Raw genomic sequence first — 20550 nt, 5'->3', positions numbered from 1 at the left:
GCTACCGCCGCGAGCTGGGCGACAGGACCATGTCGTCCAGCTTCGGCAGGGCATGCCTCAGCCGGTGGTCCGCCTGGTGCAGAATGTCCTCGGCGGCCGACAGGCTGCCGTCCCCAACCACAACTATGGCCGTACCCTGCAGCCGGTGGCCGTTCCAGCGCAGCTGCAGCCGCCTGACGGCCAGTACACCCGGGGTTCCTTCCAGGGCCTCTTGGGCGCGTGACACCAGGTCCGGCTCAATGCCGTCCATCAGCCGGCGGCCTATGCTGCGGACCGTGCCCCACAGGAGCACCACGATGGCTGCCGAAATCAGCAGCCCAACAATCGGGTCCGCCAGCGGGAATCCGAGCATAACGCCCGCCGCACCGAGCACCACGGCCAGCGATGTGAAACCGTCGGTACGCGCGTGGACGCCGTCAGCCACCAAGGCCGCCGATCCGATTTTGCGGCCCACCCGGATCCGGTAGATGGCGACCGCCTCGTTTCCGGCGAAGCCGATGATTCCGGCCGCCATCACCCACCCAAGATTCTGAAGAGGCTGCGGGTGGATGAGCCGGTCCACTGACTGCCAGCCCGCCACGATGGCGGAGAGCGCCACCACTGCCACGATGAACAGGCCTGCCAGATCCTCGGCCCTGCCGAACCCGAACGTGTACCGGCGGGTGGCTGCCTTCCTGCCAAGGATGAACGCAATCCACAGCGGCACGGCTGTGAGGGCGTCCGAAAAGTTGTGGATGGTGTCCGCCAGCAGGGCCACGGAGCCGCTGAACAGGACCACGGCGAACTGCAGCACCGTGGTGGCCAGCAGGACGAAGAGGCTGATCTTCAGGGCGCGGATGCCCTCGGTACTGGCTTCCATCGCGTCGTCGATGGAGTCCGCTGAATCGTGGGTGTGCGGGACAAACAGCTCCAGCAGCCAGCCTTTGAAGCCGTGGTGATGATGATGCCCGTGCCCATGGTCTTCGCTGTGGTGCACGTCGGTGTGTTGGTGATGCCCGCCGTCGTGCATATGTTCGTGGGACGTCTCTTGTCCGGCCTCCCGCGGCTGCCCGCTCACGGATTGGCCCCGTCCAGGCGGTGGTGGGCCGGCTGGCCGCCAAGTGCGTGCTCGGCCTGGAAGATGGCGTCGGCCACCAGTTGCCGTGCGTGTTCATTCTCCAGGCGGTACAGCACCCGGGTCCCGTCCTGGCGGGTGGAGACCATCCGCGCCAGCCGCATCTTGGCCAGGTGCTGGGACACGGCGGCCGGTGATTTGCCGACGGCGTCGGCCAGGGCGCCCACGGCCATCTCGCCGCCTCGGAGTGCCAGGATGATCCGGACGCGGGTGGCATCGGCCAGCATCGAGAAGACCTCAACGGCCAGCTCCACATACTGGCTGTCCGTTCCCAGCAAGCAACTCCTATTATCTGCATTCATGCGCACATAATGTCATGGGGAAGGCCTCACGCACTATGGTGATGGCAGCCGTCGACGCATAATTGAACCCACAGCCGCCGCGGCCTTTGGAGGAATCATGCGGATCCTGGGAGCACTCGTTGTCATCTGGCTGATCATCGGCGGTGTGGCTGCCTGGCAGCGCGGTTATTTCGGCGGCGCGCCGGGCTCCTGCGCGGAGGCGGGGACCGTGGTCCTCACCATCGCCGCAGGACCCCTGAACTACATGGGGGCCAACCCGCAGATCTCCTGCGAACTTCCGCAGCCGTCCCAGTAGCAGCAGTGGCACTGGCGGCACCTTCCAGGCGACAGCCCTAGAGTAGGGAGTGCGCGGGCCGGGCACGAACGTCCGCCCGCTCCGATCAGTCTCGAAAGGAATTGCCGCGTGGCTTTCATTACCGTTGGAACTGAAAACAGCACTGACATCGAGCTCTACTACGAGGACCACGGCTCAGGCCAGCCGGTGGTCCTGATCCACGGCTACCCCCTGGACGGGTCCTCCTGGGAAAAACAGACCGCTGCCCTCCTGGAGGCCGGCTACCGCGTCATCACCTACGACCGCCGGGGCTTTGGCAAATCCAGCAAGACCACCGAAGGCTATGACTATGACACTTTCGCTGCCGACCTTAACGAGCTGCTGACCACCCTCAACCTGAATGACGTGGTGCTGGTGGGCTTCTCCATGGGTACGGGCGAGGTTGCCCGCTACCTGTCCAACTACGGTTCGACGCGCGTGGCCCGGGCCGCCTTCCTCGGTTCCCTGGAGCCCTTCCTGCTCAAGACCGACGACAACCCGGACGGCGTCCCGCAGGAGGTCTTCGATGGGCTGACGGAAGCAGCCACGGCAGACCGTTACGCCTTCTTCACCGAATTCTTCAAGAACTTCTACAACTCGGACACCTTCCTAGGCACTCCCCGCCTGAGCCAGGAGCTGGTCAACGCGAGCTGGAACCTGGCAGTCAACTCCGGGGCAACCGCGTCCGTCGCCGCCCAGCCCACCTGGCTGACGGACTTCCGCCAGGACATCCCCAAGATCGACGTTCCCGCCCTGATCCTCCATGGCACCGCGGACAACATCCTCCCCATCGATTCCACCGGCCGCCTGTTCGCCAAGGCCCTGCCCAGCGCAGAGTACGTGGAGATCGAAGGTGCCCCGCACGGCCTGCTGTGGACCCACGCCGCCGAGGTCAACGAAGCACTGCTGCGCTTCCTCGCCAAGTAGGGGCCAGCTAAGCACCTCCGGCGACGGCGGGATCCGGCCGCCGCCGGAAGTGCTTTGGCCTTGTGGCCGGGAATGCCGCAGTGGAGGCACTCCGGGCCCGGGCCGCAGCAGGCAGGTGGCGTTCCCGGCGGGCTTCGATGGATAGGATCAAACCCGTGACTGTCTCCCGTGACACCGTGCTGCGCCTCAGGCGTCTCCTGGTGTTCACCGTGTTCGCGGTCTGCGTCGTCACGGCCCTGTCATTCTGGGCACTGCAGCAGTCAGGCGCGGACGCCCGCGTGGTTCTCGATCCGCCGCCGCGGTCCGAGGCGAAGCTTGAAATGCTGTCCACCGGGATCACGCCCGCCGTGAACATCACCCGGAACGCGGACGCGGCGTGGCTCACAGAGGCTGCCGCGAAGACCGGCATTCCCTCGCGGGCGCTCCGGGCCTACGTGGCTGCGGCCGGTGCGGCCAACCAGGCCTCTCCGGGCTGCGGGGTCGGCTGGAATACCGTGGCGGCGGTCGGCTTCGTCGAATCCCGCCACGGCGCTTACGGCGGCGGGAGCCTGGACTCCGCAGGACAGGCCACCGGACCCATTGTTGGCCCAAGCCTGGACGGAAACGGTTTCGCCGCCATCGCTGATACGGATGCCGGAGCCCTGGATGGCGATGCACGCTGGGACCGTGCCGTAGGCCCCATGCAGTTCATTCCCTCCACATGGGAGCTGGCGGGGCGGGACGGAAACGGTGACGGGACAGCGGATCCCTTCAACATCGACGACGCTGCGCACAGTGCAGCCGGCTACCTGTGCGGCCACGGCCGTGACCTCACCACCGCGAACGGATGGACCGGGGCCATCTACTCCTACAACCAGTCGGATACGTACCAGGTCCAGGTCCGTGACCAGGCCACCGCCTACGCCGAGGCGACGGCCGGCATCGGATAGAGCCGCGGCGCTGCTAGCAGAGGGACTTGCCGGATATGTGAGGGGCCTGCGGAACGGGTACGGGGCATAACTGCAGTGCGAGCTCCCGGAGCTCCTTCGGGCGGAAGGGCTTGGTGAGGTAGGCGGACGCCCCTGAGGCCATGCCGGCCAGCACATCGTCCTCCTCCGACCTTGCCGTGAGGAAAAGCAGGGGAGCCGCGCTCAGCGCACGGATGGCGCGCGCCACCACATGCCCGTCCATGTCCGGCAGGCCAAGATCCAGGGTCACGAGTGCGACGGCGGGGTCCGCCGCCGCGGCGATTCCGTCGGCACCGGTCGAAACAGCCCGCACCTCAAAACCCGCGCGCTGCAGGACCACGCTGATGAGTCCGCGGATATCGTTGTCGTCTTCCACCACGAGGCAGACGCGTTTGTTTTCCATCAAAGCCCCCCGGCAGAAAGTTGGCCCCAGTCTACAGCCCGCAGGCTTGTTCCCACGTGCACCGCTACAACTGCGCAGCCGAGGGACCGGCTAGCCGTCGTAGTGGGTGCGCGCCGGGCCCTGGCCCAGGGCGTTCACCACGGCGGCGGCCACATCGTGCAGCTTTGAATTGCGGGTGCTGGACGCGGTCTTCAGGATCTCGAAGGCGTCATGCTGGCTGCACCGGTTCTGGGCCATGATGATGCCCACTGCCATGTCGATAACGGTCCGGGATTCCAGGGTTGCACGCAGGTTGGCCGCCGTCTCGCTGTAGTGGGCAAAGCGCACCGCCAGCCGCAGGGCGAGGGACGTCTGGCTGACGTAATCCTCGGCGAACTCAAGGTCGCGCGTTTCAAAGCGCTGGGGGCGGCGCGAGTACAGGACCAGGGCAGCTTTGGTCTCGCCTTCAAGCTCGAAGGGCAGTGCCAGGACGGAGCGGACACCCTGTGTGAAGGCGGCGGACGAGTATTCGGGCCAGCGGCCGTCGTCCTGCACGTCGGGGACGTGGATGGTCTCCTGCGCCGTGTAGGCCGTCATGCTGGGTGTTTCGCTGAATTCGTTCTCAAGCTGGCCGATTGCCCTGGCTTCCGGACTGCTGCTGGCCACAGTGGCGGCTTTCCGCTTCCGGAGCAGGGTGATGGCGCACAGGATCTCGTCTCCGGGCTCGGAGAGGTTGCGCGCAGACACCTGTGCCAGTTCGTTAAGGAAGTCCTCAACGTCAGAGCTGTTGAGGACCAGTTCATTCAGGTGTTCGGCTATGGATGTATCGGATTTTGCTGTTGACTCGCTGGCCACGGGTTTTGGTGCCATTCGCTCAGGTCAAAACGAGCCGGCAACACCCAACCGTCCCGCCCGAGAGGCGGGGAGCCGGTGAAGGTCGCTGGATCGACGAACTTTCCAACGGCCTGCTGCTAAACCGATACCCAGAAGTATATACATCCCCTGGCGCGTGAAAGCGTCATTTGGGGCTTCCCGGCGGGCGGGCCGCTGGCGCCGGCCGGGGGTAACCGGCAGAATGAAGCAGGCGCCGGGGCTGCCGGCGGAGGACCCGGAAACCAGCGGCCGTTGCGCCGTGGAGGGACAGGAACATGACCAGACTGCTCATCATCGGTCCGCCAGGCTCGGGCAAGGGGACGCAGGCCGAGCACCTTGCCCGGCACTTCGGCGTCCCGGCCGTTTCCACCGGCGACATCTTCCGGAGCAACGTCAGCCAGCAGACAGAACTGGGCAGCCAGGCCGCGGAGTACCTCGACGGCGGCGACTTCGTCCCGGACCACCTCACCAATGCCCTGGTAAAGGACCGCCTCCTGGACAGTGACGTCCAGTCGGGTTTCCTGCTGGACGGCTACCCCCGTACCGCGCCCCAGGTGATGGAACTGGACAACATGCTCGCCTCCCAGGGCGTCGCCCTGGACGCCGTCATTGAATTGCGTGCCCCCGACGCCGAACTGGAGCAGCGCATGCGCCAACGGGCGGAGGAACAGGGACGGACGGACGACACCGTGGACGTGTTCCGGCGCCGGCTTGACCTCTACCACCGCGAAACCCATGAAGTTGTCTCGGTCTATGCCGGCCGGGGGATCCTTGTCTCCGTGAACGGCAGCGGCGATCCGGGCGAGATTACCGCACTGGCGATCGTCGCCGTCGAAAAGTTCCTGGCCACCCGCACCGGAGCCTGAGCCGGTGCGCCCCTCCAACAGAAGGACCTCCTGATGAGAATTGCCGTCACCGGCGGAAGCGGAAAACTGGGCCGGCACGTTGTCCGGCGGCTCGTGGACGACGGCCACCAGGTCCTCAACCTGGACCGGGAAGGCACACGGAGTCCCGGGCTCCTGGTGGTGGACCTGCGCAATTACGGCCAGGTTCTGGATGCCTTGCTGGGCGTGGATGACAGGCACAGCGGTTTTGACGCCGTGGTGCACCTGGGCGCCATCCCGGCGCCGGGGATCCTTCCGGACGCCGCGACGTTCGAGAACAACATGCTGTCCACCTACAACGTCTTCCAGGCTGCCCGCCGGGCCGGCATCAAAAAAGTGGTGTACGCGTCCAGCGAGACGGTGCTGGGACTGCCGTTCGACACGGACCCGCCCTATATCCCCGTGGACGAGGAATACCCCGCCCGGCCGGAAAGCACCTACTCCCTGGTCAAGCATCTGGAGGAGCAGATGGCAGCGGAACTCACACGCTGGGACCCGGAACTGAGCATTGTTGGGCTGCGGTTCTCGAACGTCATGGACGTGGAGGACTACGCCAGGTTCCCGTCCTTCGACGCTGACCCGAGTCTTCGAAAATGGAACCTGTGGGGCTACATCGACGGCCGGGACGGCGCGCAGGCAGTGGTGCGGGCCCTGGAAAACGGCAGGCCGGGGTTTGAAGCCTTCATCATTGCAAACGCGGACACCGTCATGAGCCGGTCGAGTGCAAGCCTCGCTGCCGAGGTGTTTCCCGATGTGAAGGTCACCCGGGAACTGAGCGGGCACGAGACCATGCTGTCCATCGACAAGGCCCGGCGGCTGCTGGGCTTCGAACCTGAACACAGCTGGCGGAACCACCGGGAATAGTCCCGGCCGCAGGAATCCCCAAGGGTTCCCACAGGATCCTGCAAGCACCCGCCGGCGGCGCATTCCGGGCTCCTATCCTGTTGGTAGAGCGGTGGATTTCCCCGCCCCCCGCAGCTCCCAACGCCACACCAAGGACCCCAAAATTCGCACTTCATCCTTTGTGCTGCCCGCCGCCGCAGCGCTGGTCTCCGCCGTCGCACTTTCCGTTTCCGCCGTGCCTGCCGCCGCCGCGCCAAAAGCGGATGCCGGGGCAGCCGGCCGCTACATCGTGCAGTACGCCGCCAATGCCGATGTGGATGCTGAGGCTGCCCAACTGCGCGGGCAGGGCCTCGCCGTCGGGCGTACCTTCAAACACGCCCTCCGCGGCGCCGTGGTCACCGCCAATCCTGCCCAGGCCGAGGCGCTTGCCCGCTCCGGCCGTGTGCTCTCAGTGGAGGCGGACGCCCCCGTCAGCATCTCCGCAACGCAGCAGCCCGCGCCATGGGGCCTGGACCGGGTGGACCAGCGGCCCCTGCCGCTCTCCGGCTCGTACTCCTGGACAGCGGCCGGGGCCGGAGTGACGGCCTACGTGGTGGACACCGGAGTCCTCGCATCGCACGCCGATTTCGGCGGCAGGGTGACGGCGGGCTGGACCGCGGTGGCCGATGGCAGGGGCTCCGGCGACTGCAACGGCCACGGCACCCACGTTGCCGGGACGGTGGCGGGTGCCACCTACGGGGTAGCCAAGGCATCCACCGTGGTGCCGGTCCGGGTTCTCGACTGCAACGGCTCCGGCTACAACTCCGATGTGGTGGCAGGACTTGACTGGGTGGCCGCCAACCACCCCGCCGGCGTGCCGGCCGTGGCCAACCTCAGCCTGGGCGGCGGCGCCAGCACCTCGGTGGACGCAGCCATCCAGGCAGTGATGAACGACGGCGTGACGGCAGTGGTTGCCGCCGGCAACTCCGCGGTGGATGCGTGCGGCGGTTCCCCCGCCCGGGTTCCCGGCGCCGTCACCGTCGCCGCCAGCGACTCCGCCGACCGCCAGGCCTCCTTCTCCAACTTCGGCACGTGCGTGGACCTCTACGCCCCGGGCGTAGGGATCACCTCCGCGCTCCACACCTCCGCCACCGCAACGGCCTCCATGTCTGGGACCTCGATGGCCGCGCCCCACGCAGCCGGGGCCGCCGCCGTGCTGCTGTCGCAGAATCCGGCCCTTACGCCGGCCCAGGTTGCGGGCACCCTGGTGTCCGGTGCAACGTCCGGGGCCGTCACCGGCGCCACCGGCGGAACGCCTAACCGGCTGCTTTACGCCGGCGCCGTGGCTGCTGCTCCAGCGCCTGCACCAGCCCCCGCTCCCGCGCCTGCCCCCACTCCCGCGCCAGCCCCCACCGTCAGTGCCTTGAGTCCCGGGGCCAACGCCACGTCCGTGCCGGCCGGCGCCAACGTGACCGCTACCTTCAACGAGGCAGTACAAGGACTGACGTCAGGAACGTTCGTGCTCAAGAATGCTGCCGGCGCCACCGTCCCCGCCAGCGTCACCTACAACGCAACTACCCGGACGGCCACCCTCGACCCCGCCGCCGGCCTGGCCGCGGATGCAACCTATACCGCAACGCTGGTGGGCGGAAGCTCGGCCATCCGCGGCGCCACGGGAACCCCGCTGGCCTCCGTCGGCTGGACCTTCCTGACGGGCCCGGCTCCGGTCGTCACCGGCACAACCCCCGGCAGCAACGCGCTGCTGGTGCGCCGCGGCAACAACATCAGCGTGACCTTCAACGAGGCAGTCCAGGGTGTCAACGGCACCACGTTCACCGTGAAGAACGCAGCCACGGGGGCGGTGGTGGCGGCCGCCGTCTTCCGCAACGGCACCACCAACCAGTGGATCCTCGATCCGCAGCAGTCGTTGGGAGCCAAGACCAAATACACCGTGACGGTGACCGGCGGCGGAACGGCAGTCCGCGACCTCGCGGGCAACCAGCTGGCCACCCGTACCTGGCAGTTCGCCACCGGCTCGTTCTAGCCCGTCTCCAGCCGGAACTCCGCGCGGCCGTGCAGGGCTCCGTTGACCTGCAGTTCCAGGGCATGCAGGCCGGGATGATGGACCCTGGTGGTCATCTGACGGAACGCGTGGCGCTTGGAGAGGCTCCTGCTCTCGCCCGGCGCCAGAGTCAGGGTCGAGATTTTGAAGACTTTGGCGGACTGGGTGCCGTTGGCCTTTTGGTAGTGGACAACATAGTCAAGGGCAAGCCGCGCATCCCGGGCACCCGTATTGGAAATTTCGAAGGCGAACGTCAGTTCCCCGGGAATCGTGAGGACGTCCCGGTCCAGGTGGGGCCCGGTAACCGCCACGGACGCCGGCGTAAAGCCCAGCACCTCCAGGGCACCGGCCTGCCCCTTCTTGACGAGCGTGCGGAGCCCGTGACGCACCACCCACCTGGTGTTGTTGTCTGCTGCCCCGAGCCATTTCCGGGCGGTTGCCACCACCAGGTCCGGGGCGTGCCGGGCAATATCGTTAAGGTGGTTGGCCACCGAACGCCGGACGTACTCGGAGGGGTCGCGGTAGAGCGCATCGAGGATGGGGACGGTGGCCTCTGGCTGCTGGACGAGGGCAGGCACGCGCACCGCCCACGGCAGGTATGGCCGGGTGCCCTCGCTGGCCAGTCGCCGGACATGCTCATCCGGATGGGACGTCCAGCCCAGTACAGCTGCCAGAGCCCGGTCCGGATCCCTGGCGATCAGCCGGCGGATGGCAAACTCGCCGGTAAGCCGGGGCGTCAGCTCGGTCAGCAGCGCCAGGGCGTCGTCAAAGTCCTGGCCGGAACCGGACTCGAGGCACAGGGTGGCAGCAGCCTCGGAAACCGGCCAGAGGGTCCAGCCGGTGAACTCCGGAACTGACAGTGCCGCACGGAAGCTGGCCGCCGCCGTCGGATATCCACCTCCGGGGCTGTTTCTGATGTCATCCACCAGGGCACCGGCAACAAGATCAGTGCGGGCGCGAAGGTTGAGATCGCCCAGCAGCGAAGCGGCAGCGGCGGTGCGTTCCCATGTCACGTCGGGCGCAGCCGCCGTGAGGATGCAGGCCAGCGTTTTCACCGCCTGCGCATCGATGAGTTCATTCATCACGCCCATGGAGTCAGGCTACCGCCCGCGCAGGCACCAACCGGGATAACCTTCACCCTAAGCAAACTTCACGGCGCAGGGATGGTCACAGTGGGACAGCAGGAATCGTCAGGCTCTGGAAGAGCTTCCGGGACAACCGCCAAAAAGAACGGCCGGTGGCGCGCTTTCCACGACAAGTTCGTGGTGGAGGAGCGCTACCTGGAGCCGGGGGACCGGCGCGCGCTCTACCGTGCTTCGGTCATCCTGGTGGCTGCGGGCGTGGCGCTCTTCATCGCCACCCTCATCAGTGTGGTGCAGGCTGATGGGCTGTCCGCGGCCGATGGGCCTGTCCGTGACTGGCTCCTGGGCCTGCGGTCCGACACCATTACGGCGATCATGATCTTCCTTGCCGTCGTGTTTGGCCCCATTGCCCTGCCCATCATTGTGCTGGTGGTCATCCTGGTATGGGGGTTCGCCGCCAAGCACGCCTGGCGGCCCATCCTGCTGGCGTCGGCGATGCTCACCGGTGTCATCATTTCGCAGATCATCCTCCAGATTGTCCGGCGGTCCCGCCCGCCGGTGGACCAGATGCTCTTCGGGATCGACCACACTTTCTCATTTCCTTCCGGGCATGTCCTGGGTGCCTGTGACTTCCTCCTGGTGGGAGCCTTCTTGATTTTCTCGCGGCGCAGGAACCCGCGGGCCGCCGTGCTCGGCTTCGTCGGTGCGGGGGTGGGAATCGTGCTGGCGGCCCTGAGCCGTTTGTACCTGGGCTACCACTGGCTCAGCGACGCCCTTGCTTCGGTGTCCCTGTCCCTGATCATCCTGGGCGGCGTGATAGCCGTGGATACGTGGCGGACCGCCAGGGTGCCGGGGGAGAGGATCACCGGGGAGCTGTCCAAGGCTGACTCGCCGGGGGATTAAGCTCCAGGCTTTGACCGAGCCCGTTTCAGGGCACGGTGGAGCTTGACGTTGGCCGCCTCCAGTTCCAGTACTTTGGCCACTCCGGCGAGGTTCAGGCCCTGGTCTAGGAGTTCCCCGATCCGCAGCAGCACCGCGACGTCGTCGTCGCTGTACTGGCGGGTACCGCCGGCCGTCCGTGACGGGGTCAGGAGGCCCTTTGTCTCGTAGAGCCGAATGTTCTGCTGTCCTGTCCCGGCCAGCTTGGCCGCAACGGAGATCGCGTAGAGTGCATGTCCGCCGGCGGGCCGGGGCCCCCGTCCTGCTCCGGGGTCTGCCATGGTGGCCTCCAAAATCGTCGTTGCGCGGTCTTGCCTCAGTTTCCCACGGGTGCTATAAAAAATCTATATCCGCCACCATAGATCGGTGAGCGGATTAGGAACCGATCCAACACTGACAAAGCTGAAGGAGTGGGAAATGATGTTGATGCGCACGGACCCGTTCCGTGAGCTGGACCGGCTCACGCAGCAGGTTTTTGGCACTGCAGCCCGGCCGGCCGCCATGCCGATGGACGCATGGCAGGAAGACGGCGAGTTCGTGGTGGCGTTTGACCTTCCGGGCGTCAAGACCGACTCGCTGGACCTGAATGTCGAACGGAATGTCCTCACCGTACGGGCGGAACGCCAGGACCCCACGCAGCCCAATGTGGAGCTGGTGGCTGCCGAGCGTCCCCGCGGTGTTTTCAGCCGCCAACTGATCCTGGGTGACACCCTGGACACGGACAACATCAAGGCAAGCTACGACCAGGGCGTCCTGACCCTGCGGATTCCCGTGGCCGAACGCGCCAAGCCGCGCAAGATCGAGGTTGAGACGCAGCAGGCCCAGAGGCAGCAGATCGGAACATAGCGAGGCGGCATGGTGCGGGCGGTGCCCCGGCACAGCCCGCACCCGGCATTCCTCCTGCACGGGCGGAGTGGAAAGGGCTGAGATGACCGAGACCCCTGATTACTACGCCATCCTGCGCGTGGGGCCGGACGCCGGCCAGCAGGAGATATCCCGGGCCTACCGCGCACTGATGCGCAGCCACCACCCGGATGTGGACGGCGGCGCGGCACCCGAAGGCGAACTGCTGCGCATCATGCAGGCGTTCAACGTCCTGCGGGATCCGGAACGGCGGGCGGCCTACGACAAGCAGCGGGCGGCGTCGGCGCCGCAGGCGATTCCCGTCTGGAAGGTCCACACCCGCGGCGGGACTTCCGGGCACACCATCAGGATCACCCCCGTGCGCTGGGAAAGCGGGCCCTGGTCCTAGTTTTGACGCGGCCCTGGCAACAACAACCGCAAGGAGGCGGAGAACTGCATGAGCGACTGGCGACGCTACGATTCACACCTGATTTCGGCATTCCACGAACGCTTTGAGGAGCGGTGGGGCGCCGGAACCGCACCGTTCCTTGACCCGGAAGCGCATGAGGAGCCGCTGCCGCGTGCCCAGTGGATCAACCCCGCCACCGGTGCCGCCCTGGCGGTGGTGCCGGTATGGACAACCGAGGATAGGCAGCAGCGGTCCTTCGGCGTGTTCTACCTCCCGCCGGCCGGAGACATCTGGGTTTTGCGTCCTGGCTACACCGGCTACCTGGAACCGGCGGACGGCGAAACCGAGCACCTGGCGACCCTCCGCAACGATGCCTTCCGCAAGGCCGTGGCCCACGCCAAGGAGTTCCTGTTCGGCTCGCAGTAGCGCTAGCTGCCGCTGCCCAGGAGGCTGCGCGTCAGCGACTCCGCATCCGCCATCAGCTCCTCCACCGCCTTCGCGAGATGCGCATCCCCAACGGGGCTGTTGGCCAGGGCAGCCGCCACCACTGCCCGCCGGACCAGTTCGCGGGCGAAGGAAGCGGTGGTGCCCGCAGTGCGTTCGGCGGCAGCCTCCATGGCCCCGGAACTGAACGCCGCCTGGCGGGCGTAGAGCCGGAGCAGCTCAAGGCGTTCCTGATGTGCGGGCAGGGGAATCTCCACCGCCAGGTCCACCCGCCCCGGGCGCTGGGCGAGGGCGCGTTCCAGCAGGTCCGGCCGGTTCGTCGTGAGAACGAAGGCAACGTCGGCATCGTTGTCCAGGCCATCCATGGCATCCAGAACCTCGAACAGGAGCGGCTGCGGGCCGTGGCCAAAACTCCTGTCCTCAGCGATCAGGTCGCAGTCCTCAAGGACCACGATGGAAGGCTGCAGCGCCCTTGCCATCCGCGCCGCCTCGGAAATCCTGGCGAGCGAACCGCCCGAGAGGAGGACCGCCGTCGCGCCCGTACTTTGGCCCAGCAGGTACCGCACCGTATGCGTCTTTCCCGTACCCGGCGGGCCGTAGAGCAGAACTCCCCGCTTCAGGTGCTGCCCGTGGGCCCGCAATGATTCCCGGTGGGTGGCAATGCCCACCGTATGGTCGGCAACCTTCTGCAGGAGCCCAGCCGGCAGGATCACTTCCGTGGCGTCCAGGCGCGGCCGGTGGTGGAAGGTCACGCCGCCGCTGCTGGGACCGTACTCGCCCATCGCCAGCGAGACCACCTGGCCCTTCAGGACGCTTTGGCTGTCCATCCGCCGCCGGTATTCGGCAAGGAATGCGGTCCCTGTTTCTGCGACGGCGGCCACGACCTCCAGGGATGCCGTCTGCCGCCCGGAGCGCGGATCCGCGGCGCGCTGCAGGACCGCTATCCTGCCGCCGTCGAACGTCAAGAGCCGAAGCCCGAAGCCCACCGCCTGGCGCTGCGTGTCCGGACCGACCGCCAGATTGACGTAATCCGGCTGGGACAACGGAAACTGCGGGAAAAGCTGGGACTGCTGCACCATGTCACTGAGGGAGGCGTGATGGCGCTGACCGCCGCCGCCAATTCCCACCAGCCTGTTGCCCGGATCAAGGACCGCGAGCTCTGCCAGGACAATGTCCGCGTCCACGAACCGGTGGAACGGAATCTGCTCCTCCACCATGGCCAGGTCCGCCGCGGCCACTCCCAAATGCTCCGTGAGTGTGTCCAGCAGCTGTGTTCCGGCCTGGCGCTGATGGCGTCCTTCCTGTGCCAGCTGCACCAAATCGGCAAAATCGTCGATGAACTTCCCCAGTTTTTCATCCATGCCCAGACCCTAGCAGTGGCGACTCGTCAGCAACCTTACGATGTGCCATCCTGAGACGTACTTATCCATACGTGAACAAAAGGCCCGCCCCATGCACATCACCGCCAAGGACCTCGCAGCACTGATCCCGCCGGGTTTCACGCTTGGAGTTGCCACCGCAGCCTTCCAGATTGAGGGGGCCCTGGATGAGGACGGCCGCGGGCCCGCCGGCTGGGACGTGTTCGCCGCAAAGCCCGGCGCCATCGTGGAGGACCACAGTCCCGTGGTGGCCTGCGACCACTACCACCGCATGCCCCAGGACGTTGCCCTCATGAAGCAGCTGGGCGTCGATTCCTACCGGTTCTCGTTCGCTTGGCCGCGGATCCAGCCAACGGGCAAGGGGCCGGCCAACCGGGCAGGCCTGGCCTTCTACGACCGCCTCCTGGACGAACTGCTGGCAAACGGAATCTCACCGATGGCCACCATCTACCACTGGGACACGCCCTTGGCGCTGGACGAGGCGGACGGCTGGATGAACCGGGACACCGCCTACCGGCTGGGGGAGTATGCAGCCATCCTGGCTGAAGCCTTTGGCGACCGCGTAGCCCGCTGGGTCACCATCAACGAACCCGCAACCGTCAGCACCAACGGCTACTCCCTGGGCCTGCACTCACCGGGCAAGGAACTGGTCCTGGGTGCCTTCCCCACGGTCCACCACCAGCTCCTGGGACACGGCCTGGCCGTGCAGGCGCTGCGTGCGGCCGGCGTGCCGGGCGAGATCGGAATGACCAACGTGTACTCGCCCATGGTCCCGAACTCGATCAACCCCCTGGACCGGATCAGCGCCGGCCTCATGGACCTCGCCCAGAACCGGCTCTATGCCGATCCAGTGCTGACCGGCAAATACCCGGACCTGATCCGGGCGGCCAAGTTCTTCAGCTCCTTCGACCACCCGGAGGAGGACATGGCCCTGATCTCCCAGCCGCTGGATTTCTACGGGCTCAACTACTACATGCCCACCAAGGTGGCGGTAGGTCCCGGCGGCGGCGCCGTCCCTGCCAGCATGGCGGAAGCCATGGGCAGCGACCTCAGCGCAGCCGGCAGCGGCGGAACCCCGTTCCACGTGGAGACGTGGCCGGAAGCGGACATCACGTCCTACGGCTGGCCCGTGAAACCCGAGTACATGGCCGTGGCGCTGAAGGAGATGGCGGAGCGGTACCCCAACCTGCCTCCCGTGATCCTCACCGAGGGCGGTGCCAGCTTTGAGGACATCATCGTGCGGGACAAGTCCACCAACACCAGGTTCATTCCTGACGAGCGCCGGCTGAAGTACCTTTCGGACCACCTGGAAACGGCGCTCCGGGCAACGGCTCCCGGCGGCGTGGCGGAGTCCGTGGACCTGCGCGGCTACTACGTGTGGTCCCTGCTGGACAACTTCGAGTGGTCCGCAGGCTATAACCAGCCCTTCGGGCTGCTGCACGTGGACTTCGAAACCCTGGAGCGGACGCCCAAGGCCTCCTACTTCTGGCTGCAGGAGCTCATCGAGGAACGCGACCTCGCCGACGCAGCCGGTGCCGCCATCGCCCAGGCGGCAGCCGCGGATGACCTCGTTACGGAAGCGCCCGACGACGGCGTGGCCCCGCTGGGTGCCACCGCGTAGGGAGGCTTAGAGCAGGTCGAGCGTGGCCAGCTGCTTGGCCATGCCTGCACCGTCCGGGGAATAGATCCACGGCACCCTGGAGGCAGTGTGGTCCCCGTCTTCGGAATGGCCGCCGGCAAATACTGACTCGCTGACGGACAGCTGGCGGATGGCGATGGCCGCAACCTTCTCCGGGTTTTCTGTCGCGAAGCCGGAGTAGATGGCCTCATCATGCTGGCCGTTGTCCCCGATCAGGAGCCACTGCATGTCCGGGAACTCCTTGCTGAGCCGTTCCAGGTTGCGGTGCTTGTGGTCCTGGCCGCTGCGGAACCAGCGGTCCTGGGTCAGGCCCCAGTCCGTCAGCAGCAGGGCACCGGAAGGGTACATGTTGCGGTTCAGGAACCGGGCCAGGGTGGGCGCCGCATTCCAGGGACCGGTGGACAGGTAGATGACCGGAGCGTCGGGGTGCTCGATGGTCAGCCGGTCCAGCAGCACGGCCATCCCGGGGGTAGCCATGCGCGCGCGCTCGCTCAGGACGAACGTGTTCCACAGTGCCAGGAACGGCCGGGGCAACGCAGTCACCATCACGGTGTCATCGATGTCGGACACGATGCCGAATTTCACGTCCGGTGCGATCACCCGGATCCGCGCTTCGACAGGTTCGGTCCCTTCCGCCTTGAGGAGCGCCGTGTGCCAGCCCGGCGTGAGCTGGACGTCCACCTCTGTGTCGATCAGGCCGCCGCGGTCTGCCTGGACGTGGGTGACCACATCGCCAATGGTGATTTCGACGTCGGTGAACTGCAGCGGCACACCGGTGAAGGCACGCCAGCCGCGCACGTTCTGGTTGCCGTTCCGGGCTTCGTGTTCGGCTTTGCTGCCGGGCAACGGCTTCTGGGTCATCAGCACCCGGCCCAGCACCCTGACCTGGGTGGTGGATCCGTAGCCCTGGTAGGCGATGGTCTGCGGAACGAACTTCCAGCGCCTGGCCAGTTGGATCCGGACACTGTTGAAAGTGTCGGAAACCCGGTGCGCGAGCCGGAAGACCTGGTTGCCGGACACTCCGTTCCCGCTGTCCAGGTCCTGCCGGGGAGGGTGTGTTGCGTTGTGGGGCGAATTCTGCGGAGCCTTGTCCATGGGTCCACTCTGCCACAGGGCGGCAGCCGGCGAGGAGACTCCTTAGCGTGGAGGATGCTCTATGACGTCAGCCCTGCCCAAGGATCCCGCGCAGGGTCTGGGCGTTCCGCACTGCGTTGCCGCCGCCGTCGTTATTGAAGTAGGCGTACACGTCCAGGCCGTCACCCTCCCACCCACGGATGCGGTCTGCCCACCAGTGCATGTCCGCGTCTGAATAGGAGCCGGCGTAAAGGTGCTGGTGGTCGGGTCCATGCAGCCGGACATAGGTGAACGGCGCCGTGGTGCGCAGGATGCAGGGGAGGTTTGCCCCGCTCATGATGCAGTAGGCCGCCTGGTGCCGCTCCAGGAGGGCGAACACCTCCGGGCAGTCCCACGTGGGGTGCCGGAATTCCACTGTCACCCGGATCCAGGAGGGGACCGCCGCCAGGAAGTAGTCCAGCCGGGCGTCATCGCGCTCCATCTGCGGGGGCAGTTGGACCAGGAGGACGGCCCTCTTGTCGCCCAGTTCATGCCAGCACCGCTCAATGCGCTCCAGCCATACCTCCGGCGAGTACAGCTTCCTGGCATGGGTGAGCCCGCGCGGGGCCTTGACGGACATGGTAAAACCGGCGGGGAGGCGCTGGTTCCAGCCGGCGAAGGTGGTGTCGCGTGGCCAGCGGTAGAAGCTGGCGTTCAGTTCAACGGTGCTGAACCGGGAAACGTAATGCTGCAGGCGGTCCCTGGCAGGCAGCCTGGGCGGGTAGAGGACGTTCTCCCAGTGGTCGTAGCTCCAGCCTGAGGTGCCGATGTGGACTGCCATTCCTGCAGGCTACATCGGATTGTGCCCGTGACCGGCGCCATACTGTGGCAATGTAAGGTCATGGCGCTCATTGAAGATTATGCGGTAGTTGGTGACCTTCAAACCGGGGCACTCGTGAGCAACGAAGGCTCCATCGACTGGCTCTGCCTGCCACGCTTCGACTCCCCGGCATGCTTCAACGCGCTGCTGGACACGCCCGAGGCCGGCCGCTGGCTGCTGGCGCCGGAAAACGGCGGGCCGTGCACCCGGCGGAGCTACCGGGACGGGAGCCTGATCCTGGAGACCGAGTGGGAAACACCGGACGGGACGGTGCGCGTCATCGACTTCATGCCGCCCCGCGACGCCGTGGCGGACATCGTCCGCATCGTGGAGGGCGTCAGCGGCACGGTGAAGATGCACGGCGAACTGACGCTGCGGTTCGATTACGGCCACATCATTCCCTGGGTCCGCAGGGACAAGCGCGGGCTGCACGCCATCGCCGGTCCGGACGCCGTCTACTTTGTCACCCCCGCGCCCCTGCACGGCGAGAACATGCACACCGTCAGCGACTTCACCGTCAGCGCCGGTGAACGGGTCCCGTTCGTGCTGACGTGGGCACCCAGCCACGTGGGCCGGCCCCACACGGTGGACGCCGAGAAAGTCCTGGACACCACGTACGCCTTCTGGCGCGGCTGGGCCTCGCAGTGCACCGTGAAAGGGAAATACCAGGACGCCGTGGTGCGTTCCCTCGTGACCCTGAAGGCCCTCACCTACGCGCCCACCGGGGGCATCGTAGCCGCCGTCACAACATCGCTGCCGGAACAGCTGGGCGGGCCGCGCAACTGGGACTACCGGTACTGCTGGCTGCGCGACGCCACCATGACGCTCCAGGCGCTCCTGGCCGCCGGGTATACCGCCGAAGCGGCGGCCTGGCGGGACTGGCTGCTGCGCGCCGTGGCCGGTGATCCGGCGGACCTGCAGATCATGTACGGGATCCACGGTGAACGGCGCCTGCCGGAGATGGAGCTGGCCTGGCTGAAGGGTTATGAGAACTCCTCGCCGGTGCGCATCGGCAACGGGGCGGCGGAACAGCTCCAGCTGGACGTTTGGGGCGAAGTGCTGGACTGCCTGGCGTTAACCCGCAACTCGCTGCTGAAGCACACCGATGAGGCCTGGGACCTCCAGTGCACCCTGATGTCCCACCTCGAAACCATCTGGGACCAGCCGGACAACGGGCTGTGGGAAATGCGCGGCCCGCGCCGGCACTTCACGCACTCCAAGGTGATGGCCTGGGTTGCCGCGGACCGGATGGTGAAGGGCGTCCGGGAATCCGGGCTTCCCGGCCCTGTTGAGCGGTGGGAAACGCTGCGGGACACCATCCACCGGGACGTTATGGAGAACGGGTTCGACGCCGCGCGCAATACCTTCGTTCAGTCCTACGGCAGGCCGGAGCTGGACGCCAGCCTCCTCCTGATTCCGCGGGTGGGCTTCCTCCCGCCCGATGACCCGCGGGTCATCGGGACCATCGAGGCCATCCAGCGCGAGCTCACGGAGGACGGTTTTGTGCTGCGCTACCGTCCCGCCGAGAGCGACGACGGGCTGCCGGGTGATGAGGGCGTCTTCCTGGCGTGTTCCTTCTGGCTGGTGGAAGCCCTGCTCGGCGCGGGCCGGCACGAGGAGTCCACGCAACTGTTCGAACGCCTGCTGGAACTTCGTAATGACGTGGGGCTGCTGAGCGAGGAGTGGGCGGTCAAAGCCGGCCGCCAGCTGGGCAACACACCCCAGGCCTTCAGCCACTTCGCGCTTGTGACTAGCGCTTTGGAGCTCCATCAGGATACGGTTCGCCGGAGTGATACCCCCATACCGCAGGAGTCTGCGGAAACGCGCTGAGGCGGCGCGTGCCGGGGTGTGGCTTCTCCTTCGCGAATTAGATAAGTATACTTACTAACACCTCATGGGAGTGCTCCCAGAAGCACAGCGCCGTGAATCGACGGAGGAGTGATTTATATGGCCGGGTACTTTGAGCTCGTGGATGCGCCTGATGGCGGCTATCGGGTCAAGATGATGGACGGGGCCGGGAACCTGATGGCCATTTCGGTGACCTTTCCTACCAAAAGGGCGGCTGCTGCCGGCGTGGCGATGGCCCGCGAGATTGCCGGTACGGGGCTTATCCGGGACAAGAGCCACGACGGCGCCGGGACGGTGATCCGGGAGCGTGTCCGGCCCGTCGCCACGCCGAAGGAAGAAGCGGCCCGGCGCAAGAAGGCTCCGGAAGCCCGGCGGGCTGCGGTCAGCTGATGGCCCCCACCCGCATGTCACCCCCTGGCGGACTGCGCCGGGGGGTTCTCTTTGACGTTGACGGGACGCTGATCGACTCGTCCTACATCCACACCATGTCCTGGTGGGGCGCCTTCCGCCAGTACGGCTACGACATCCCGATGGCATCGATCCACCACTTCGTGGGCATGGGCGGCGACCGGTTAGTGGACAGTCTGCTGCCATCCGACCGGGACCGCGAGGCGGACGGGGACATCATGTCCAGCCACGGCGCCCTGTACGCCTCCCACTGGCCCGCCCTGCGCGCCTTCGACGGTGCCAAGGACCTGCTCGCCCAGTGCCACGCCGGTGGGCTTGCGGTTGCGCTCGCCTCCTCCGCACGGATGAAGGACCTGCAGGTCATGAAGGCCACGCTCGACGCCGACGCTTTTATCGACGGGGCCACCAGCGCCAACGACGCCAAGGAAAGCAAGCCCGCCCCGGACATCCTGGTGGCAGCGCTGGAGGCCATCGGCGTGGATGCCGGTAATGCCGTCTTCGTGGGTGATGCCGTGTGGGACATGAAGGCTGCCGCGGCCCTTGGCATCCCGTCGGTGGGAGTCACGTGTGGCGGGATCAGTGCCGCAAAGCTGCGTGATGCCGGAGCTATCGAAATCTATGAGGGGCCGCGTGACCTCCTCAATAACTTGACCTCAAGCGCCATCGGCCGGCTGCTCGCGGACCAGCCCTAGCTTCCCCGGGCAGGCTTAGACGATCTGCCCGCCGGTGACGGCGTCCTCGTCACCGGCATTCGCCGGCTTGTCCCAGGACACCGCAACCCGCACCGATCCGTCGTCGTTCCGTTCGATGTCCGTCACGACGTCGGACGCGCTGGCACCCATCTCAACGATCCTGGTGCGGTAGCTGTTGACGAGTTCTTCGAGGCTTGCTTCCGTCCATTCGCCGGGCCGCATGCGTGTGGAGATCTCGACCGGTTCCGGCTGGTACAGCGACATGGTGTTCCTCTTTCACTCGGGCGTGTTCGGATCTGGCCCTTCCT

24 protein-coding genes are annotated in these 20550 nt (G+C 66.6%); 14 read left to right on the top strand and 10 right to left on the bottom strand.

Translation table 11 applies throughout. The annotated features are described in order from the left end of the window. Window position 1 precedes the first annotated feature (1 nt). On the bottom strand, window positions 2-1009 hold the full coding sequence (locus ACZ9BC_RS08675) for a cation diffusion facilitator family transporter (protein ID WP_476245976.1): 1008 nt from the start codon (window positions 1007-1009) through the stop codon (window positions 2-4). 44 nt (window positions 1010-1053) lie between these two features. After that, window positions 1054-1416: an ArsR/SmtB family transcription factor gene (locus ACZ9BC_RS08670; RefSeq protein WP_476245570.1), complete on the bottom strand. Its 363-nt coding sequence runs from the start codon at window positions 1414-1416 to the stop codon at window positions 1054-1056. 97 nt (window positions 1417-1513) lie between these two features. On the opposite strand from ACZ9BC_RS08670, the gene ACZ9BC_RS08665 reads away from it, so the two are divergent. The 3 genes from ACZ9BC_RS08665 to ACZ9BC_RS08655 all read left to right on the top strand — a co-directional run bounded on the left by ACZ9BC_RS08665 (window position 1514) and on the right by ACZ9BC_RS08655 (window position 3585). Further along, entirely contained in the window at window positions 1514-1711 is a 198-nt protein-coding gene (locus tag ACZ9BC_RS08665) for a hypothetical protein (RefSeq protein ID WP_476245569.1), read from the top strand. Window positions 1712-1819: 108 nt separating this feature from the next. After that, the gene (locus ACZ9BC_RS08660) at window positions 1820-2656 is read left to right on the top strand and encodes an alpha/beta fold hydrolase (protein ID WP_476245568.1); all 837 of its coding nucleotides are present in this window, start codon (window positions 1820-1822) and stop codon (window positions 2654-2656) included. Between the two features lie 176 nt (window positions 2657-2832). Further along, on the top strand, window positions 2833-3585 hold the full coding sequence (locus tag ACZ9BC_RS08655) for a lytic transglycosylase domain-containing protein (protein WP_476245975.1): 753 nt from the start codon (window positions 2833-2835) through the stop codon (window positions 3583-3585). Window positions 3586-3598: 13 nt separating this feature from the next. Here ACZ9BC_RS08655 and ACZ9BC_RS08650 read toward each other — a convergent pair whose 3' ends face one another. Continuing rightward, a complete protein-coding gene (locus tag ACZ9BC_RS08650) occupies window positions 3599-4006 on the bottom strand; it encodes a response regulator transcription factor (protein WP_476245567.1) in 408 nt (135 codons plus the stop codon). Between the two features lie 90 nt (window positions 4007-4096). After that, on the bottom strand, window positions 4097-4840 hold the full coding sequence (locus ACZ9BC_RS08645) for a GAF and ANTAR domain-containing protein (RefSeq protein ID WP_476245974.1): 744 nt from the start codon (window positions 4838-4840) through the stop codon (window positions 4097-4099). Window positions 4841-5133: 293 nt separating this feature from the next. Between ACZ9BC_RS08645 and ACZ9BC_RS08640 the strand changes: the two genes are divergently transcribed. From ACZ9BC_RS08640 to ACZ9BC_RS08630, 3 genes are all read left to right on the top strand, one after another. Continuing rightward, on the top strand, window positions 5134-5724 hold the full coding sequence (locus tag ACZ9BC_RS08640; protein ID WP_476245566.1) for an adenylate kinase: 591 nt from the start codon (window positions 5134-5136) through the stop codon (window positions 5722-5724). A gap of 33 nt (window positions 5725-5757) precedes the next feature. Further along, window positions 5758-6606: an NAD-dependent epimerase/dehydratase family protein gene (locus ACZ9BC_RS08635; protein ID WP_476245565.1), complete on the top strand. Its 849-nt coding sequence runs from the start codon at window positions 5758-5760 to the stop codon at window positions 6604-6606. A gap of 91 nt (window positions 6607-6697) precedes the next feature. Further along, window positions 6698-8608: a S8 family serine peptidase gene (locus tag ACZ9BC_RS08630; RefSeq protein WP_476245564.1), complete on the top strand. Its 1911-nt coding sequence runs from the start codon at window positions 6698-6700 to the stop codon at window positions 8606-8608. On the opposite strand, the gene ACZ9BC_RS08625 is transcribed toward ACZ9BC_RS08630, so the two are convergent. Next, window positions 8605-9717 (bottom strand): DNA alkylation repair protein, encoded by a 1113-nt coding sequence (locus ACZ9BC_RS08625; protein WP_476245563.1) that lies wholly within the window; start codon window positions 9715-9717, stop codon window positions 8605-8607. The genes ACZ9BC_RS08630 and ACZ9BC_RS08625 overlap by 4 nt on opposite strands. A 72-nt stretch (window positions 9718-9789) precedes the next feature. Between ACZ9BC_RS08625 and ACZ9BC_RS08620 the strand changes: the two genes are divergently transcribed. Next, a complete protein-coding gene (locus ACZ9BC_RS08620; protein ID WP_115523904.1) occupies window positions 9790-10611 on the top strand; it encodes a phosphatase PAP2 family protein in 822 nt (273 codons plus the stop codon). Here the strand turns inward: ACZ9BC_RS08620 and ACZ9BC_RS08615 are convergent. Beyond that, window positions 10608-10928 carry a MerR family transcriptional regulator gene (locus ACZ9BC_RS08615; protein ID WP_476245562.1) on the bottom strand — a complete coding sequence of 107 codons (321 nt, stop codon included), beginning with the start codon at window positions 10926-10928 and terminating at the stop codon, window positions 10608-10610. The two genes, ACZ9BC_RS08620 and ACZ9BC_RS08615, sit on opposite strands and share 4 nt — an antisense overlap. 139 nt (window positions 10929-11067) lie before the next feature. On the opposite strand from ACZ9BC_RS08615, the gene ACZ9BC_RS08610 reads away from it, so the two are divergent. The 3 genes from ACZ9BC_RS08610 to ACZ9BC_RS08600 all read left to right on the top strand — a co-directional run bounded on the left by ACZ9BC_RS08610 (window position 11068) and on the right by ACZ9BC_RS08600 (window position 12325). Next, window positions 11068-11493, top strand: coding sequence for an Hsp20/alpha crystallin family protein (locus ACZ9BC_RS08610; protein ID WP_476245973.1), 426 nt, complete (start codon window positions 11068-11070; stop codon window positions 11491-11493). An 82-nt stretch (window positions 11494-11575) separates the two neighbouring features. Continuing rightward, entirely contained in the window at window positions 11576-11899 is a 324-nt protein-coding gene (locus tag ACZ9BC_RS08605; protein ID WP_476245561.1) for a J domain-containing protein, read from the top strand. Window positions 11900-11947: 48 nt separating this feature from the next. After that, a complete protein-coding gene (locus ACZ9BC_RS08600) occupies window positions 11948-12325 on the top strand; it encodes a hypothetical protein (RefSeq protein WP_476245560.1) in 378 nt (125 codons plus the stop codon). A gap of 2 nt (window positions 12326-12327) precedes the next feature. Here the strand turns inward: ACZ9BC_RS08600 and ACZ9BC_RS08595 are convergent, their stop codons facing one another. Continuing rightward, a complete protein-coding gene (locus ACZ9BC_RS08595) occupies window positions 12328-13704 on the bottom strand; it encodes an AAA family ATPase (RefSeq protein ID WP_476245559.1) in 1377 nt (458 codons plus the stop codon). Window positions 13705-13795: 91 nt separating this feature from the next. Here ACZ9BC_RS08595 and ACZ9BC_RS08590 point away from each other — a divergent pair, with 91 nt between their 5' ends. After that, window positions 13796-15343 carry a glycoside hydrolase family 1 protein gene (locus ACZ9BC_RS08590; RefSeq protein WP_476245558.1) on the top strand — a complete coding sequence of 516 codons (1548 nt, stop codon included), beginning with the start codon at window positions 13796-13798 and terminating at the stop codon, window positions 15341-15343. Window positions 15344-15349: 6 nt separating this feature from the next. On the opposite strand, the gene ACZ9BC_RS08585 is transcribed toward ACZ9BC_RS08590, so the two are convergent. Together ACZ9BC_RS08585 and ACZ9BC_RS08580 are read right to left on the bottom strand one after the other, a co-directional pair. After that, window positions 15350-16456, bottom strand: coding sequence for an App1 family protein (locus ACZ9BC_RS08585; protein WP_476245557.1), 1107 nt, complete (start codon window positions 16454-16456; stop codon window positions 15350-15352). A gap of 67 nt (window positions 16457-16523) precedes the next feature. Continuing rightward, entirely contained in the window at window positions 16524-17255 is a 732-nt protein-coding gene (locus tag ACZ9BC_RS08580) for a DUF72 domain-containing protein (protein WP_476245556.1), read from the bottom strand. 60 nt (window positions 17256-17315) lie between these two features. Here ACZ9BC_RS08580 and ACZ9BC_RS08575 point away from each other — a divergent pair, with 60 nt between their 5' ends. The 3 genes from ACZ9BC_RS08575 (at window position 17316) to ACZ9BC_RS08565 (ending at window position 20242) form a co-directional block, all read left to right on the top strand. Next, on the top strand, window positions 17316-19124 hold the full coding sequence (locus tag ACZ9BC_RS08575) for a glycoside hydrolase family 15 protein (protein WP_476245555.1): 1809 nt from the start codon (window positions 17316-17318) through the stop codon (window positions 19122-19124). Between the two features lie 117 nt (window positions 19125-19241). After that, complete coding sequence (locus ACZ9BC_RS08570) at window positions 19242-19532, top strand: hypothetical protein (RefSeq protein ID WP_079598852.1); 291 nt, start codon at window positions 19242-19244, stop codon at window positions 19530-19532. Then, window positions 19532-20242 (top strand): HAD family hydrolase, encoded by a 711-nt coding sequence (locus ACZ9BC_RS08565; RefSeq protein ID WP_476245554.1) that lies wholly within the window; start codon window positions 19532-19534, stop codon window positions 20240-20242. The genes ACZ9BC_RS08570 and ACZ9BC_RS08565 overlap by 1 nt, the downstream gene beginning before the upstream one ends. A gap of 15 nt (window positions 20243-20257) precedes the next feature. Here ACZ9BC_RS08565 and ACZ9BC_RS08560 read toward each other — a convergent pair whose 3' ends face one another. Continuing rightward, window positions 20258-20506: a hypothetical protein gene (locus tag ACZ9BC_RS08560; RefSeq protein WP_476245553.1), complete on the bottom strand. Its 249-nt coding sequence runs from the start codon at window positions 20504-20506 to the stop codon at window positions 20258-20260. Between the last annotated feature and the right edge of the window lie 44 nt (window positions 20507-20550).

The sequence above is a fragment of the Pseudarthrobacter sp. TE3704 genome (assembly GCF_056279405.1).
This window is presented reverse-complemented; position numbering and strand designations above follow the sequence as displayed.

Bases quoted from the DNA above. Each gene is read 5' to 3' on its own strand.
- ACZ9BC_RS08670 (WP_476245570.1), bottom strand. From the start codon at position 1,416: ATGAATGCAGATAATAGGAGTTGCTTGCTGGGAACGGACAGCCAGTAT.
- ACZ9BC_RS08595 (WP_476245559.1), bottom strand. From the start codon at position 13,704: ATGGATGAAAAACTGGGGAAGTTCATCGACGATTTTGCCGATTTGGTG.
- ACZ9BC_RS08560 (WP_476245553.1), bottom strand. From the start codon at position 20,506: ATGTCGCTGTACCAGCCGGAACCGGTCGAGATCTCCACACGCATGCGG.
- ACZ9BC_RS08580 (WP_476245556.1), bottom strand. From the start codon at position 17,255: ATGGCAGTCCACATCGGCACCTCAGGCTGGAGCTACGACCACTGGGAG.
- ACZ9BC_RS08665 (WP_476245569.1), top strand. From the start codon at position 1,514: ATGCGGATCCTGGGAGCACTCGTTGTCATCTGGCTGATCATCGGCGGT.
- ACZ9BC_RS08590 (WP_476245558.1), top strand. From the start codon at position 13,796: ATGCACATCACCGCCAAGGACCTCGCAGCACTGATCCCGCCGGGTTTC.
- ACZ9BC_RS08650 (WP_476245567.1), bottom strand. From the start codon at position 4,006: ATGGAAAACAAACGCGTCTGCCTCGTGGTGGAAGACGACAACGATATC.
- ACZ9BC_RS08625 (WP_476245563.1), bottom strand. From the start codon at position 9,717: ATGGGCGTGATGAATGAACTCATCGATGCGCAGGCGGTGAAAACGCTG.
- ACZ9BC_RS08605 (WP_476245561.1), top strand. From the start codon at position 11,576: ATGACCGAGACCCCTGATTACTACGCCATCCTGCGCGTGGGGCCGGAC.
- ACZ9BC_RS08675 (WP_476245976.1), bottom strand. From the start codon at position 1,009: ATGCACGACGGCGGGCATCACCAACACACCGACGTGCACCACAGCGAA.
- ACZ9BC_RS08610 (WP_476245973.1), top strand. From the start codon at position 11,068: ATGTTGATGCGCACGGACCCGTTCCGTGAGCTGGACCGGCTCACGCAG.
- ACZ9BC_RS08570 (WP_079598852.1), top strand. From the start codon at position 19,242: ATGGCCGGGTACTTTGAGCTCGTGGATGCGCCTGATGGCGGCTATCGG.
- ACZ9BC_RS08575 (WP_476245555.1), top strand. From the start codon at position 17,316: ATGGCGCTCATTGAAGATTATGCGGTAGTTGGTGACCTTCAAACCGGG.
- ACZ9BC_RS08600 (WP_476245560.1), top strand. From the start codon at position 11,948: ATGAGCGACTGGCGACGCTACGATTCACACCTGATTTCGGCATTCCAC.
- ACZ9BC_RS08620 (WP_115523904.1), top strand. From the start codon at position 9,790: ATGGTCACAGTGGGACAGCAGGAATCGTCAGGCTCTGGAAGAGCTTCC.
- ACZ9BC_RS08635 (WP_476245565.1), top strand. From the start codon at position 5,758: ATGAGAATTGCCGTCACCGGCGGAAGCGGAAAACTGGGCCGGCACGTT.
- ACZ9BC_RS08585 (WP_476245557.1), bottom strand. From the start codon at position 16,456: ATGGACAAGGCTCCGCAGAATTCGCCCCACAACGCAACACACCCTCCC.
- ACZ9BC_RS08565 (WP_476245554.1), top strand. From the start codon at position 19,532: ATGGCCCCCACCCGCATGTCACCCCCTGGCGGACTGCGCCGGGGGGTT.
- ACZ9BC_RS08615 (WP_476245562.1), bottom strand. From the start codon at position 10,928: ATGGCAGACCCCGGAGCAGGACGGGGGCCCCGGCCCGCCGGCGGACAT.
- ACZ9BC_RS08640 (WP_476245566.1), top strand. From the start codon at position 5,134: ATGACCAGACTGCTCATCATCGGTCCGCCAGGCTCGGGCAAGGGGACG.